This window comes from Kribbella sp. NPDC023855, from assembly GCF_040639475.1.
GTDB lineage: Bacteria > Actinomycetota > Actinomycetes > Propionibacteriales > Kribbellaceae > Kribbella.
Genome location: NZ_JBFAAA010000004.1, coordinates 444,863 through 460,217, shown reverse-complemented (window position 1 = coordinate 460,217; position 15,355 = coordinate 444,863). Strand labels below are relative to the sequence as shown.

The 15,355-nt window shown below is 68.9% G+C and carries 12 protein-coding genes; 4 read left to right on the top strand and 8 right to left on the bottom strand.

From position 1 onward, the window contains the following. Nucleotides 1-9: 9 nt before the first annotated feature. The 4 genes from AB0F51_RS17400 to AB0F51_RS17385 all read right to left on the bottom strand — a co-directional run bounded on the left by AB0F51_RS17400 (nt 10) and on the right by AB0F51_RS17385 (nt 9,073). Nucleotides 10-5,505, bottom strand: coding sequence for a carboxyl transferase domain-containing protein (locus AB0F51_RS17400; protein WP_360280877.1), 5,496 nt, complete (start codon nt 5,503-5,505; stop codon nt 10-12). Between the two features lie 133 nt (nt 5,506-5,638). Continuing rightward, nucleotides 5,639-7,828 carry a catalase/peroxidase HPI gene (gene katG / locus AB0F51_RS17395; protein ID WP_360281562.1) on the bottom strand — a complete coding sequence of 730 codons (2,190 nt, stop codon included), beginning with the start codon at nt 7,826-7,828 and terminating at the stop codon, nt 5,639-5,641. Nucleotides 7,829-7,876: 48 nt separating this feature from the next. Further along, a complete protein-coding gene (locus tag AB0F51_RS17390; RefSeq protein WP_360280875.1) occupies nt 7,877-8,308 on the bottom strand; it encodes a Fur family transcriptional regulator in 432 nt (143 codons plus the stop codon). A gap of 60 nt (nt 8,309-8,368) precedes the next feature. Continuing rightward, nucleotides 8,369-9,073 (bottom strand): LysR family substrate-binding domain-containing protein, encoded by a 705-nt coding sequence (locus tag AB0F51_RS17385; RefSeq protein ID WP_360280872.1) that lies wholly within the window; start codon nt 9,071-9,073, stop codon nt 8,369-8,371. Nucleotides 9,074-9,143: 70 nt separating this feature from the next. On the opposite strand from AB0F51_RS17385, the gene AB0F51_RS17380 reads away from it, so the two are divergent. Both AB0F51_RS17380 and AB0F51_RS17375 read left to right on the top strand, forming a co-directional pair. After that, complete coding sequence (locus AB0F51_RS17380) at nt 9,144-9,527, top strand: DUF5997 family protein (protein ID WP_360280869.1); 384 nt, start codon at nt 9,144-9,146, stop codon at nt 9,525-9,527. Between the two features lie 43 nt (nt 9,528-9,570). After that, complete coding sequence (locus AB0F51_RS17375; RefSeq protein ID WP_360280866.1) at nt 9,571-10,089, top strand: VOC family protein; 519 nt, start codon at nt 9,571-9,573, stop codon at nt 10,087-10,089. Nucleotides 10,090-10,095: 6 nt separating this feature from the next. Here the strand turns inward: AB0F51_RS17375 and AB0F51_RS17370 are convergent, their stop codons facing one another. Continuing rightward, a complete protein-coding gene (locus tag AB0F51_RS17370; protein WP_360280864.1) occupies nt 10,096-11,838 on the bottom strand; it encodes an FAD-dependent oxidoreductase in 1,743 nt (580 codons plus the stop codon). A 130-nt stretch (nt 11,839-11,968) separates the two neighbouring features. On the opposite strand from AB0F51_RS17370, the gene lexA reads away from it, so the two are divergent. Then, the gene (gene lexA, locus AB0F51_RS17365) at nt 11,969-12,628 is read left to right on the top strand and encodes a transcriptional repressor LexA (RefSeq protein WP_360280861.1); all 660 of its coding nucleotides are present in this window, start codon (nt 11,969-11,971) and stop codon (nt 12,626-12,628) included. Between the two features lie 45 nt (nt 12,629-12,673). On the opposite strand, the gene AB0F51_RS17360 is transcribed toward lexA, so the two are convergent. From AB0F51_RS17360 to AB0F51_RS17350, 3 genes are read right to left on the bottom strand one after another with little or no spacing between them, the layout of a single operon-like run. Then, nucleotides 12,674-13,510: a MauE/DoxX family redox-associated membrane protein gene (locus AB0F51_RS17360; RefSeq protein ID WP_360280858.1), complete on the bottom strand. Its 837-nt coding sequence runs from the start codon at nt 13,508-13,510 to the stop codon at nt 12,674-12,676. An 11-nt stretch (nt 13,511-13,521) separates the two neighbouring features. Then, entirely contained in the window at nt 13,522-14,127 is a 606-nt protein-coding gene (locus tag AB0F51_RS17355) for a cell wall protein (protein WP_360280855.1), read from the bottom strand. A 13-nt stretch (nt 14,128-14,140) separates the two neighbouring features. Next, entirely contained in the window at nt 14,141-14,554 is a 414-nt protein-coding gene (locus tag AB0F51_RS17350; RefSeq protein ID WP_360280852.1) for a hypothetical protein, read from the bottom strand. A gap of 263 nt (nt 14,555-14,817) precedes the next feature. Between AB0F51_RS17350 and AB0F51_RS17345 the strand changes: the two genes are divergently transcribed. Further along, complete coding sequence (locus tag AB0F51_RS17345; protein ID WP_360281560.1) at nt 14,818-15,024, top strand: antitoxin; 207 nt, start codon at nt 14,818-14,820, stop codon at nt 15,022-15,024. Nucleotides 15,025-15,355: the final 331 nt, after the last annotated feature.

Sequence of the window (15,355 nt, the reverse complement as noted above, 5' to 3'; positions counted from 1 at the left end):
GCGCGGGTACTACGACGTGGTGCGGGCCAGGCCGGCTTCGATGGCGGCGATCAACTGGGGCCGGAGCTCCTCCGGGCTGATCACCGCGTCGACCGATCCGACGGCGACGGCTCGGTGGATGTTGTGGACGCGGTCGAACTCGGCCGCGACCTCGCCCAGCTTCTCCGCCCGGACCGCCGAGCGGATCTCGGCCAGTTCGTTGGTCAGCGCGGCCCGCTCGGCACCCTCGGCCTCGGCCAGCCGGTGCGCCACCTCGGTGACCCGCGGGTCGGCCGACGTGCGGTTGTTCACCTCACCGGAGAACACCACCGCGGCCGCCGGCGCGCCACCGATCACGGACGCGAACGAACCCTCGACGGCGAGCACCGTCATCGACGGGTTGAGCGCCTTGGAGAACACGACGAAGGCGCCACCGTGGTACCGCGAGACGACGCAGAACACGATCGGTCCCCGGAAGTTCACGATCGCCCGGCCGATCTCGGCGCCGTACTCGAGCTGCAGGTTGCGCATCGACTCCGGCGAACCGTCGAACCCGGACAGGTTCGCCAGCACCACCAGCGGACGGTTGCCGCTGGCAACGTTGATCGCGCGGGCCGCCTTCTTCGACGAGCGCGGGAACAGGGTGCCGCCGTTGTAGGTGTCCGGCCCGTCGGTGGGCGGGAACCCACGCCGCGGTACCGGCTTGGACTCGATCCCGAGCAGGCAGACCGACAGCCCGCCGAGCCGGGTGTCCGCGACGACCGCGGTCTCCGCGTCGGCCATGTTGGCCCAGCGCTCGACCATCGGGTGGTCCTGGTCCGACACCGCCCGCATCAGCGTGCGGATGTCGAACGCCTTCTTGCGGTCCGGGTTCGTCGTGGTCCCGAAGATCTCGCCGACCGAGGTGAACCCGCCGTCGGCCGGATCATGCGGATACGTGGTGACGTCCCGGTCGTGCGGGTCCGAGCTCGGCGCCCGCCGCGGCCCGCTCTCCCCCGGTGCGACGTACGTGTGGTCGTAGTGCGCCATCAGGATGTCCCGCGCACCGGCCAGATCGGGCGCCCAGTACTGCGCCTGCCCGTTCGGACCCATCACCCGGTCGTAACCACCGATGCCGAAGTTGTCCTCGGCCGACACCCCACCGGCGAAGTCCAGCGTCTGCTTGCCGGTCAGCACCATCGCGCTGTCCGGCGTCATCACCAGGATGCCTTTGGTGTGCATCAGCATGGTCGCCTCGGCGTTCCAGTACGGCTGCGCACCGACGTTGATCCCGGCCACCACGACGTTGATCTCGCCGCCGGCCTGGGTGAACTCGACGATCCGCTTCAGCGCCTTGGCGACCCAGTCCATGTTCTCTGTACCGGAGTCCATCGAGATCCGGGCCCCGGCCGAGACCGCGAACCACTCGACCGGTACGCCGAGCCGCTCGGCCAGGTCGAGCGCGCCGATGATGCGCGCGCACTCCGCCTCGGCGACCGCGCCGAGTGCCTTGGTCGGGTCACCACTCAGCACGACCCGGGTGACGCCTTCGGGGTGCCGACGGGTCGGCGTACTGATCACGCCGACGATCAGGCCGGCCTTGTTGAGTCCGCGCGGCCGCTGGACCGGGACCAGTGCGCCCGAGTCGTCCAGGTCGTGCTCGACGAAGCTTCCGCCCGCGCCGACCACCATGCCGGCGACCTCGTACGGGTAGACGGTGTTGCGGCGACGGGCCCGCAGTACCTTCTGGGCGTAGTCGTCGAGCGGCTTGAGCGGCTCGGTGGCGGGCCGCTCGACCGCGGTGACGACACCGGCGCCGGGCTGGTAGTAGAACCGGCCGACGACCGGGAACGGTTGCCCGTTCGAGCCGACCACGCGGCCGGTGACGACGACCTCCTCGATCCCGGCACCCGAGGTCAGCGGCGCGATGTTGCGCTGCAGGGCGGTCAGCTCGGCGACCTGACCGTCGATGACCGGCCAGACCGTCACCCAGACGTGGTTCATCTCCAGCCGGGCGCCTGCCGCACCGCGCGCAGTACGGGCCCGGCGGATGCCTTCGAGACAGTTCGCGATCGCGCGCTCGACGTGCGGCAGCGAGGTGACCTTGCCGGACTCGTCCCGGACCACGGCGAACTGACGAACCTGGGCCAGCGCCACCAGGCGCTCGTCAGCTTCGTTGTCGCGGGCAACACAGTGGTAGAGCAGCACGTCCTCGGGCGCTTCCAGCCGGGTGATCCGGAAGTCGCGCAGTCGCCACAGGTTGAGCCTGCGGCCGACCATCGGGTGCACGCCACGGACGTTGTCGTCCTCGACCATGCCGTCGGGCGACGGGCGGTAGGTGAAGTACCAGACCTCACGGCCACCACCCGGGACCACCGCGATGGCGACCCGGCGTACCTGCTGGATGAACGGCAACGCGGCGACGATCTCGCACAGCCGGTCGGACGCCTCCTGCTGGCTTTCCGGCGTACCGGGCCAGGACAGGTAGAGGTCGGTGACTGCTTCGTGGCCGGCCGGGCGCGCGACGATCTCGGCGGTCAGGTCATGGACCAGCGCACTCTCGGGATCGGCGAGCTCGTCGACTGTGCCGATCGTGCTGACCAGGTGCGTCGGTCGGGAGTCGAGCGTGTAGTCGGCGGTGGTCACCGCGCGGCCGTTCACGCTCGCGTTGCGCAGGTCGTGCAGCTCGTGTTCGAGGTAGTGGCGGCGGACCAGTACTTCGAGCATCGGCTCGTTGCCGTTGACGCCGCGCTCCAGCCGATCGGCCAGGAACCGGACGATCTGCTCGGGGATCGTCGCCAGCGCCTCGACGCGTTCCGCGTAGTCAGGAGCGTCCGGGTCGAGCGCGAGCGTCGCCAGCTCGTCACCGACGATCGACAGCACCTCGGCCCGAGCCTGGTCGACCAGCGGCTGGTCGAACCAACGGAACCGCACGCTGCGGGCCAGGTCGCCGATGACCGGGAAACGCAGCTGGGTGGCGAGCACCAAGTGGTCGAGCAGCGCGTTCGCCTCGGCGTCCGACGGCGGCGCGGGCAGCGGCTCGGCGAGCCACTGCTGCAGCAACGCGGTCACCAGCAGTACGTCGGGAGACGTGCGCTGCTGGGCCAGGAAGATCCGGAACACCGCGTCGACGAGTTCGTCGCTACGGTCCAGATCCTTGACGCCGTAGTGACCGAGCACCCGGGCCAGCCGCTCACAGAACTCGGCCGGCAATCCGGCCCGCTCGGTGTCGAGCGTCTGCAGGTAGGTGTGGAAGTGCTCCTTCGGGCTGTGCACCCGCAACTCGGTGCTGAGGTCCTCACCGACAGGGCGGTTGCGGCTCAACTCGGCCAGGTCAGCGAACAGCCGCAGTACCTCGATCTCGTCGGCGACCGGTGGCTCGGCGAGTTCCGCACGGGCCTCCAGGTACTCCGAGAGCGTCCGGCCCTCGTCGCGCGGGTCGATGTCGAACCCGAGCAGCATGCTGCGCAGATCGTCCAGCCGGCGAGCGGTGCGATCGGCGGCGGTCGGCCGGGTCTGCTCGGGCAACTCGAGGTCGGCGCCCTCCGCCGTCTCGACCTTGACCTCAGCACCACTGACCAGTTCCAGCCGGACCAGCGGTGCGCCAGTCTCGACCTGGCTGCCGGCGGAGACGGGCAGCTCACGCACGATCGCCTTGAACGGCGCGTAGAGCACCGTCTCCATCTTCATGCTTTCCAGCACGAGGACCGGCGCGCCCGCCTCGACCTCGGCACCGACCGCGACCGGAGTCGCGACCACCAGAGCCGGAGCGGGTGCGCGCATCACGCCACCCTCGTCGCGGCTGACCCGGTGCGTGACGCCGTCGACCTCGACCAGGTGCACGGGTCCGTGCGTCGCGGTGATCAGCCGGAAACGCCGGCCGGCCACCAGGATGCGCGCGTCGTACGCGTCGAGCCGTTCGATCTCGACGTCGAGGTACTGCAACTCGTCGCCGGAGCCCACGCCCGCGCGGTACCGGTGCGGACCGATCCGGGCCACCGACACCTTGTACGCCGCGCCGCGCAGCTTCAGCGCGATCGCGCGGCCGACCTCGTGCTGGATCTGCGGCCGGCCGCCGCGAGCGGTCTCCAGCAGCCGCTGCCGCTCGACCCGCTCGGCCTCCTCGTACGCCTCGATCGCCGCGGCGATCAGGGCGACGCCGGAGTGCCGGCTCGAAACCAGCCGGCCCTCGGCCCGGACGCGATCGATCCAGCCGGTGTCCGCGCTGCCGTCGATCACCTCGGGCTGGTCCAGCAGGTCGAGCACGAAGCTCTTGTTGGTCGCGCCACCCTCCAGGACGACGGTCGTGTCGGCGACCGCGCGACGCAGCCGGCCGAGCGCCTCGTCGCGGGTCCGGCCGTAGGCAATGATCTTGGCGATCATCGAGTCGAAGTCGGCCGGGATCTCGTCACCCTCGCTGACCCCGGTGTCGACCCGGATTCCCGGGCCGGACGGCAGTCGCAGCCGGGCGATCCGGCCGGGCGACGGCGCGAAGTCGCGATCCGGGTCCTCGGCGTTCAGCCGGGCCTCGACGGCGTGACCGTGCTCGACGGGCTGCGGCCCCTCCAGCCGGCCGCCCCCGGCGACGTGCAGCTGGGCCTTGACCAGGTCGAACTCGGTGGTCAGCTCGGTGATCGGGTGCTCGACCTGCAGCCGGGTGTTGACCTCCAGGAAGGCGAACAGCTTGTCGCCCGGGTGGTACAGGAACTCGACCGTGCCCGCGCCGCGGTAGCCGACCGCGAGCGCCAACCGCTCGGCCGACTCCTTCAGCTCGGCGTTCTGATCCGGTGAGAGGACCGGCGACGCCGACTCCTCGATCACCTTCTGGTTGCGCCGCTGCACCGAACAGTCGCGGACGCCCAGCGCCCAAGCGGTCCCCTGCCCGTCCGCGATGACCTGTACTTCGACGTGCCGCGCGCCGGTGACCAGACGCTCCAGGAACACCACACCGCTACCGAAGGCGCGAGCCGCCTCGTCGCTGGTCCGCTGGTAGGCCTCACGCAGCTCGTCCTCGTCCCGGATCACCCGGATACCGCGGCCACCACCACCGGCCGTTGCCTTCAGCATCAACGGGTAGCCGACCTCGGCCGCCGACGCGATCGCCGCGTCCAGCGAGTCGACCGCACCTCGGCTCCACGGCGCGACCGGTACGCCGACCTCCTCGGCGATCAGCTTCGAGCCGATCTTGTCACCGAGCTTGCGCATCGCCTCCGCGCTCGGGCCGATGAAGGTGACACCGATCCGCGCGCACAGCTCCGCGAACCCGGGGTCCTCGGCCACGAAGCCCCAGCCGACCCAGGCGGCATCCGCACCGGTCTCGGTGAGCGCCCGCTCCAGCTTGGCGTGGTCCAGATACGGCCGGCTGGCCGCCGGTCCCAGCGGGTAGCTCAGATCGGCCGCCCGGACGAAGGTCGCGGAGCGCTCGGCGTCGGTGTACAAAGCCACCGTCTCGACCCGGCTCCCGGTCTCGGCGTTGAGCTCGCGGACCGCGTTGATCAGCCGCATGGCGGCCTCTCCCCGGTTGACGATGGCGATACGGCTGAACACCGGGCAGTACTCCTGTCGTCGGAAAACCTGTCACCGCACACATTCCCAGGCGGAAACCCCTACCGTCGAGTCGGGGTCCCAACTCACACGAACAGCCCGGGCCAACTGGCCCGGGCTGTCCTGTGACACTGGATCAGCGGATGTCGAAGCGGTCCAGGTTCATCACCTTGTCGAACGCGGCAACGAAGTCGCGGACGAACTTCTCCTGCGCGTCGTCACTGGCGTAGACCTCCGCCAGCGCCCGCAGCTCGGAGTTCGAGCCGAAGACCAGGTCCGCCCGGGTGCCGGTCCACTTGACCGCACCGTCGGCGCCGATCGCCTCGTACGTCCCGTCGTCGGCCGCCGACGGCTTCCACGTCGTGCCCAGCTCGAGCAGGTTGACGAAGAAGTCGTTGGTCAGCAGACCCGGCCGCTCGGTCAGTACGCCGTACTGCGACTGCCCGTGAGTGGCACCCAGGACGCGCAGGCCACCGACCAGGACGGTCATCTCGGGGGCAGTCAGGGTGAGCAGGTTCGCCCGGTCGATCAGCAGGTACTCCGCCGGCAGCCGGTTGCCCTTGCCGAGGTAGTTGCGGAAGCCGTCCGCGGTCGGCTCCATCGCGGCGAAGGAGTCGACGTCGGTCTGCTCCTGCGACGCGTCGGTGCGGCCCGGCGTGAAGGGCACCTCCACGTCGTACCCGGCGGCCTTGGCGGCCGTCTCGACGGCGGCGACGCCACCGAGGACGATCAGGTCGGCCAGCGAGACCTTCTTGCCGCTCGCGTTGAAGGTCTCCTGGACACCTTCCAGCGTCCGCAGGACCTGGGCGAGCGCTTCGGGCTCGTTGACCTCCCAGCCGCGCTGCGGCTCGAGGCGGATGCGGGCACCGTTCGCGCCACCGCGCTTGTCACTGCCGCGGAACGACGCTGCCGACGCCCAGGAGGTGCTGACCAGCTGCGCGACCGAGAGGCCGGTGCCGAGGATCTGCGCCTTGAGTGCGGCGATGTCGTCGGCGCCGATCAGCTCGTGGTCGACGGCCGGAACCGGGTCCTGCCAGACCAACTCTTCCTGCGGCACCAGCGGGCCGAGGTAGCGCTGGATCGGGCCCATGTCGCGGTGCGTCAGCTTGAACCAGGCGCGGGAAAACGCGTCCGCGAACTGGTCCGGGTTCTCCAGGAAGCGGCGCGAGATCTGCTCGTAGATCGGGTCGAAGCGCAGCGCCAGGTCGGCGGTCAGCATCGTCGGCGGCCGGTTCAGCGTGCCGTCCTCCGGGTCCGGGATCGTGTTCGCCCCGGCGCCGTCCTTGGCGACCCACTGGTGCCCGCCGGCCGGGCTCTTGGACAGCTCCCACTCGTAGCCGAACAGGTTCTCGAAGTACCCGTTGCTCCACTGGGTCGGCGTCGAGGTCCAGGTGACCTCCAGGCCACTGGTGATCGTGTCGCGGCCCTTGCCGGTGCCGAAGCCCTGCTTCCAGCCCAGGCCCTGGTCCTCCAGCGGAGCGCCCTCGGGCTCGACCCCGACGTACTTCTCCGGGTCGGCCGCGCCGTGCGTCTTGCCGAAGGTGTGGCCGCCGGCGATCAGCGCGACGGTCTCCTCGTCGTTCATGCCCATCCGGCCGAACGTCTCGCGGATGTCGCGGGCCGAGCCGAGCGGGTCCGGGTTGCCGTTCGGGCCTTCCGGGTTCACGTAGATGAGGCCCATCTGGACCGCTGCCAGCGGACGCTCCAGGTCGCGGTCACCGGTGTAGCGCTCGTCGCCCAGCCAGGTGGTCTCGGGACCCCAGTAGACGTCCTCGTCCGGCTCCCAGACGTCCGCGCGGCCGCCGCCGAAGCCGAAGGTCTTGAAGCCCATCGTCTCCAGCGCGCGGTTGCCGGTGAAGATCATCAGGTCGGCCCAGGAGACCTTGGCGCCCCACTTCTTCTTCACCGGCCAGAGCAGCCGGCGGGCCTTGTCCAGGTTGCCGTTGTCCGGCCAGCTGTTCAGCGGCGCGAACCGCTGCATGCCGGCGCCCGCGCCACCGCGGCCGTCGTGGATCCGGTAGGTGCCGGCGCTGTGCCAGGCCATCCGGATCATGAACGGGCCGTAGTGGCCGAAGTCGGCCGGCCACCAGTCCTGCGACGTGGTCAGCACCTCGTCGATGTCGCGGGCCAGCTCGTCGAGGTCGACGGTGGCGAAGGCGGCGGCGTAGTCGAACTCGCCGCCCATCGGGTTCGCCTCGGCCGGGTGCTTGCGCAGGATCTTCAGGTTGAGCTGGTTCGGCCACCACTCACTGTTGGTGCCACCCTCGGTCGGGTGCTTGAGCTGCCCATGCGCGACGGGGCACTGGGCGCCGCTCTCATCGTTCATCTCGCCGACTTCGGCGTTCGGACCTTCAGACACGGCAAACCTTCCGGATCAAGGATTTCTGGACGTGGTGGAGCAGGTGGGGCACAGACCCCAGTAGACGACCTCGGCCTCGTCGATCACGTAGCCGTGATCGTCCGATGCCGTCAGGCAAGGAGCGGAGCCGTGCGCGCAGTCGACGTCCTCGATGGCTCCGCAGGACCGGCAGACGACGTGATGGTGGTTGTCACCGACCCGCGACTCGTAGCGGGCCACCGACCCGGTCGGCTGGATCCGCCGGAGCAGACCCGCCGTGGTCAGGGCGCGCAGGACGTCGTACACGGCCTGGTGGGAGACGTCGAGTTCCGTCCGCACGGTCTGGATGATCGAGTCCGTGTCGGCGTGGGCGTGCTCGTCAACCGCGGCCAGCACAGCCAGTCGCGGCCGGGTCACCCGCAACGAGGCCGAGCGCAACCGCTGCTCGAAGTCCGCCGCCGTGGTCACGCTCTGCAGTCTGGCCCCTTTTCTGGAACGAGTCAAGATTAGTTCTGGAATCAGTCAACTTCAGCGCTTCGGCCGGCCGCGTCCCTTGCCCCGCGCGGGCTGCGCGGCGGCCCGCTTCTTCGCCTCGGCCTTCTTCTTCTCTGTCTTCTTGCGCGGCGGCTCGGCCGGCCGCTCCCGCGAACTGTTCACCGTCCGCCCGCGGACGATGCCGATGAACTGCTCCATCAGGTCGCTGTTCTCGCCCTCCGGCCAGCTCAGCACGACCCGCGACTCGGGCGCGTCCGTGATCGGCCGGTAGGTGAGGTCCTTGCGGTGATGCAGCCGCGCCAGCGACTGCGGCACCACGAGCAGCCCGACTCCCGCCGCGACCAGTTCGACGGCCTGCGCGGTGGTCTCCGGCCGCTCGGCAAAAGGGTGGCCCGGCATCTGTTCCCACTCGAGCGTGTCGTCCAGCGGGCGCAGTACGACATCGTCGGCGAGATCGGCGGCGGTCACCTCTTCGGCGGCCGTGACCAGATGGTCCTTCGGTACGACGACCACCGTCGTCTCGGTGTACAGCGGGATCGCGTTCAGCCCGGTCCGGTCGATCGGCAACCGGAGCAACGCGGCATCCGCCTCGCCGGCCCGGACCCGGTCAGCCGCCTCGGCAGCCGGTACGCCGATCAGCTCGAGCGCGACCCTGGGCAGCCGCTCGTTCCAGATCCGCACCCACTTGGTCGGTGTGACGCCGGGAACGTACGCGAGCCGGAAAGAGGGTGCAGTCACCCGGTCAGGCTATCCGGCATGGTCGGGCAGCGTGGTCGGGATGGGGTCGCATCCTCGATACCCTGGGGACATGAGTTCGCAGAAAACAGCCCAGACGATGAAGCCCGCGACGGCGGCCAAGAAGCTGGGCGTGTACCTGGAGGCCACCCCCGAGGAGTTCCAGCAGGGTGTGGTGTCCCGCGACGAGCTCAACGCGTTGCAGGCCGACCCGCCGGAGTGGCTGCGCGAACTGCGCCGTACCGGCCCGCATCCCCGCCCGGTCGTCGCCGCCCGGCTGGCCATCTCCATCTCCGGTCTCGCCCGGGGTGGCGTCACCGAGCCGCTGACCACCGAGCAGATCGAGGAACTGCGCGCGGAGAACCCCGAGTGGCTGCAGCGTGAGCGCGCCATCCAGGCCGACGTACAGGCCGAGGCCGAGCGGGTGCGCGGGGCGAAGGCCACCAAGCGCCACTGAGGCTGCCCTTCCCAAAGTTGAGTACTCAACTATCATGGGTGGCATGGCGATCTTCCGGCTGAACCATGCTGTCTTGTACGTACGCGATATCACCACGAGTGTCGCGTTCTACCGTGACGTACTCGGGTTCAGCTACATCGAGGGTGGCGACTCCTTCCAGGGCGCCGCGTTCCTGCGCGCGCCCGGATCGACCAACGACCACGACCTCGGCCTGTTCCAGCTCGGCGGCGAGGCCGGACCGTCGGGGGCCGGCCGGACGACCGTCGGCCTCTACCATCTGGCCTGGGAGGTCGACACCCTCGGCGATCTCGAGGACCTCGCCAAGGGACTCAGCGACGCCGGCGCGCTTGTCGGTGCCTCCGACCACGGCACCACCAAGTCGCTCTACGGCCGGGACCCCGACGGCCTGGAGTTCGAGATCGTCTGGATCATCCCGGCCGCGCTGCTCACCGACGAGGACCGGGCCAAGGTGGGAGTCTCCCGACTCGACCTCGCTGCGGAGATCGCGAAGTACGGTCGCGATGCCCGCAGCGGTCTCGGCATCTCCCGCCCGGCCGACTAACGTCGTTTACTCGACCAGCTTGCCCGCGCTGGACACTTCCCGCATCAGGCCGGCCAAGTCCGCGGGAACCGGCGGGATCTCCTCCTGCTCGACCTGTCCCGGCCCGGACCAGACTAGGTTGACCTGGAGCGACTCGTCCAGCTCGGGATAGTCGGACCGGTTGTGGCAGCCGCGCGTCTCCCGGCGTACCAGGGCCGCGTCGAGCGTCGCGCGGGCCGCCAGCGCCGAGGACTTCAGGTCGAACGCGTGCGCCAGATCCTGGAAGCCCGCGATGTCCGGATGCACGCCGACGTGCTGCATGCGCTCCTCCAGCGCGGCAAGCTCCGACAACCCCGTCAGCAGGCCTTCTTCGTCGCGGACGACACCGGCGTACGTGGTCATCGTGTCGCGCAGGACCCGTTGCAGGGCACGCACATTCTCCGGCCCGTCGCTCGCGAGCAGCCCGTCGACCTCCGCCCGGGCCTCACCCAGTACGTCGGCCGACCGTAGCTGCGACTCGCGTTCCTTCGAGTACTTCGCGGCCTCCTCCCCCACGATCCGGCCGAACACCAGCAGCTCGATCAGCGAGTTCCCACCGAGCCGGTTGGCGCCATGCAGCCCACTGGCCGCTTCACCGATCGCGTACAGGCCGTCGACGCCGGTCCCGTGATCGTCGGGCCGCACCCAGACGCCGCCCATCGAGTAGTGCGCGGTCGGTGCGATCTCGATCGGCTGCTGGGTGATGTCGAGCATCTGGAGCTCGAGCAGGGTCTGGTAGACCCGTGGGAGCCGCCGCATGATCGTCTCGCGCGGCAGGTGCGAGACGTCGAGCCAAACGCCGCCTTTCGGCGTACCGCGGCCTTCCCTGATCTCCGTGTACGCCGCCAGCGCGACTCGGTCGCGCGTCGACAACTCCATCCGCTCCGGGTCGTAGCGGACCATGAACCGCTCACCCAAGTTGTTGCGGAGTTGCCCGCCCTCGCCACGAGCCGCCTCCGACACCAGCGTGCCGGCCGCGTTCTCCGGCTCGATCAGGCCCGACGGGTGGAACTGGACGAGCTCGGGATCGCGGATCCGCCCACCGGCCTCGACCGCGAGCCGGAAGGAGTCGCCGGTGTTCTCGTCCCGGCGCGACGACGTCCGCCGCCAGATCCGGGTGTGCCCGCCGGCCGCCAGGATGACGGCGTCCGCGTGGATCACGTACCGCGTGCCGTCGTTCAGGTCGAAACCGTAGGCACCGAAGACGACGTTGTCCTTGACCAGGATGCGGCTGATGTAGACGGTGTCGAGGATCGGCACCTTCAGTTGCAGGGCGCGATTGATCAGCGTGCGCTGGATCTCCAGCCCGGTGTAGTCACCGGCAAAGGCCGTCCGCCGGTAGGTGTGCGCACCGAAGAACCGCTGCGAGATCCGCCCGTCGCTCTCCCGAGCAAACGGCATCCCGTACCGCTCCAGGTCGTCAATGCCCCGCGCCGCACCCTCGGCGACAATCTGCACCGTGACCGGATTCGCCAGCAGATAACTCTCCTTCAGAGTGTCGGCCGCATGCTGCTGCCAACTGTCCTCCGGATCCATCGTCGCCAGCGCCGCATTGATCCCACCCGCCGCCAGCGAGGTATGCGCGTCCGCCCGAGGACGCTTGCCAACAGCAAGTACTTCCACCCCCCGCTCCGCCAACTCGATCGAAGCCCGCAACCCCGCTCCCCCAGTCCCAATCACCAGAACAGAAGTAGCAACCTGCCGCTCCACGGAACTGCCGCCGACTGTCATCCAGATCTCCTTTGACCTGTCGTCTGTCAGATCATCATGTTCACCGCGGGCTCCGGCTGTCCGTCACCGAGATCACTTCCCCGCTGTGATGTAGACCCGTCGGCACGTCCGGCTGTGACAGAATCCGCGGGTGACCTACGACTCCCTCGACCCGTTCGACCAACTGGACGCAGCGAACCTGCCGGAGCGGCAGCAGAGGATTTTGGTGGCTATTCGGGACTGGGTGGTCAAGCACGGGTACTCGCCCAGTACGCGGCAGATCGGTGAGGCGGTGGGGTTGCGGTCGTCGTCTTCGGTGTCGAAGCATCTGGCCGCGCTGGAGGAGAAGGGGTTTCTCAGCCGGAGTCAGGCGATGTCGCGGCCGATCGATGTGCGGATGTTCCTGCAGGACAGCCGGCCGCAGGCGGTTGCCGACGACTCGGTGTCGGTGCCGGTGGTCGGTGACATCGCCGCCGGTACGCCGATCTCCGCGATCGAGCACCTCGACGACACCCTCACGTTGCCGCGCGAGCTGACCGGCCGGGGCACCATCTTCGCGCTGCGGGTGCGCGGCGACTCGATGGTCGACGCGGCGATCTGCGACGGCGACATGGTCGTCATCCGGCAGCAGACCGAGGCGCACTCGGGTCAGATCGTCGCCGCGATGATCGACGAGGAAGCCACCGTCAAGGTCTACCGCCGGCGCAACGGCCACGTGTACCTCGAACCGCGCAACGACGCCTACGAGGTGATCGACGGCGACAACGCCGTCATCCTCGGCATCGTGGTCTCGGTCCTGCGCAGCGTCTGACGACCGTCCTGCTGATCTCCGGGTGAGATCAGCAGGACAGCTTGGTCAGGCCAGCACCGGCAGCAGCGAAGGCCGGTAGAGCGTCTCGCCGTTCTCGTCGTCGACGATCGCGACCCGGATCTCCTCCGGCGCATAGCGCAGCCGCGGTACTGCGAAGACCGCCGTCGCCGGACGTTCGCCGTACGACGCCGTGTAGCTGACGAAACGCCAGTCCCCTTCCTCCCACTGGTCGCGGATGTCGGATCGCAGCAGCGAGTTCACCGCACGGTAGGCCCCACTGCGCAACAACTGATGCTGCGTCGTGGCCAGCGGTACGTCGTACGACGCGGTGGCCGCCAACGGGTGAGTCAGTCTGACCTTCAGCCGGCGCAGTGGCAGCAACCAATGGCGGTCCAGCTCGGGCGACAAGGCAACGAACAGCATCACCTCGACGAGCACGACCGCAACGGCAGCGACTCCCGGCGACGACCACCAACCGACGTCAGCCGTCGACGCCAGTACTGCGGCCACCAGCAGCAACCCAGCTCTGCCGAATGACCGCCACGTCACGGGCGCGGTCGCCGATCCCGCGCAACCACACGACGAGTCCGGAGCGGCCACCCGCGAGTAGGTCAGAAAGCCCAGAAAGCCCACGGCCAAAGCGATTGCGGCCGGACCCTCCACTGCCCACAGCGGTGGCAGCAACAACAGCGCGCCGAGCAAGAGCTCGACCGCACCCACCGCACGAAACGCCGGCTCGGCCTTCTCCTCGCCGACGAACTTCTTGAGCGCCGTACGCCGGGCTCTCGCCCCGACCATCGGCCCCACCAGTTTCCCGTACGACGACCAGACCAGCAGCGCGCTGATCACCAGCGCCTGCAGGGCCGCCACTTGTGCCATCATCGGGGACCTCCCTAGGCCGACGCGTAGATGGTGGCGACGTCGATCTCGTTGGTGTCCGGTCGCCAGGCACCGATCACCTGGGCGTGCTTGCCGACCTTCACCATCGACATGTCGGCCACCGCCGGCTTGCCGTTGTAGACCGCGGCGCTCGTACCCGGTACGACGTGACCGACGATCTTGGAGCCGTGATGATCCAGGTGCAGCACGTTCCGGCCGATCGCGGTGACGTGCACGATCAGGTTGACGATGTTCACCCAGACCGCCTCGGCCGCCAGCGTGCCGTCGGGCAGCAGGACGCCGCGCGCGTACAGGCCGTCACCGACCTTGACCTGGTCGAGCGTGGTCGGCCGGAGTTTCCAGACGCTGGTCCCGCCGGTCAGGCGGAGCCGGTGGAACCGGCCGTCGGAACCGGAAACCACGAGCATGCTGCCGTCGCGGGCGGTGACCCGGCCCTCGGCGAAGTTCGGGTCGGGGCTGCCCGGTTCCGGGTTCTGCGAGCGGGCAGCGAAGGCCGTCTCGGGAGCAAGTGAGCCCATCGCGGTCGCGCCGACGAGGGTCGCTGTGGTGCCCAGTACCGCACTGGTGAGCAGGGTGCGGCGGTCCATGGTGTTCTTCATCGGTCAGTCCCCCTCAGCCCGCGTCCACCTGGCACGGAATGAGTCCCGCGCTCAGGCTCGCGATCGCACTGAAGGCAGCCGGGGTCAGATCGATGACCCGGTTGGACGCGCAGGTGCCGCCGCAGCAGGCCCGCTCACCACAGAACAGGTCGGTCTGCGGCCCGCAATCGGCGATGCTGGTGACGACCCGCTTGCCGTTGCACAGGTTGGTCGTCGCGTGCCGGAACCCGCAGGTACGCCGGGAGACGCCGCTGATCCCACAGCGGTCGGGACGCGTGATCGAGTAGCAGGCGTCCGAGGTGTTGGTCCACGCGTGCTGGTAGCTACCCGAGTTGCAGGTCCCGCAAGCACCGTGACCGACCGATCCACACGGTCCCCATGCGTTTCCGCAACAGAACCATGACACTTCTCCTTGCAATGCAGCCATTACTCCTCCTAGGTCCAAGGGGCGGTTCGACCCATCTGCCCCTTATACCTCGCGGAGAGTCAGATATATACAACTCAGGGTGAGATTCGGTAACTTTTCACCCTCCGTGTCCGAGTTGCCGTGTCACCGGGTGACCGGCCGGTCCCGTTGCGTTTGGCAACCGGATGCAGGGGCACATGGCCGGAGTACTGAGCGTCCGGCCCCGCCCTGCGGAGGGGGCGAGGAGCCGCCGGATGTTCGACTCCGACGAAAGGAAGAGCGACATGGGTGCCTTCGACAGCTTCAAGGACAAGGCGACCGACGCGGTCGACCAGCACGGCGACAAGGTCAGCGAGGGCCTGGACAAGGCCGGCGGCATGGTGGACGAGAAGACCGGCGGCCAGCACGGCGACAAGATCGACCAGGGCGTAGACCAGGCCAAGGACCGCCTCGACGCCCTCGACGGCCAAGACGACGACATCAACAGCTGACCCATCCCCTCCCCACACGGGCCGCGAGCAATCCGCTCGCGGCCCGTTCGCGTTCCCGGGTTCCTAGGAAAGAGCCAACAAAACCGAACAGAAGAACAAAAACAAAACAGAAAATATAGTCGCCGAGCCGCGCCCAAGCAGGTGTCCTCGCGGCAGAACGTCGTCCTACGGCTTGGGCAGGACAGCCGCACCAGACTTGCGGACGGTTGCGACGGTACTGCGAAGCGCTTGGCTGGAGATACCGAGCTGCTGGGCTGTGTTCAGGGACGAAAGAACAGAAGACACCGGGCGAACGGTCGTCGATCATGCTGATGGATTCTGAGTCTGTCGT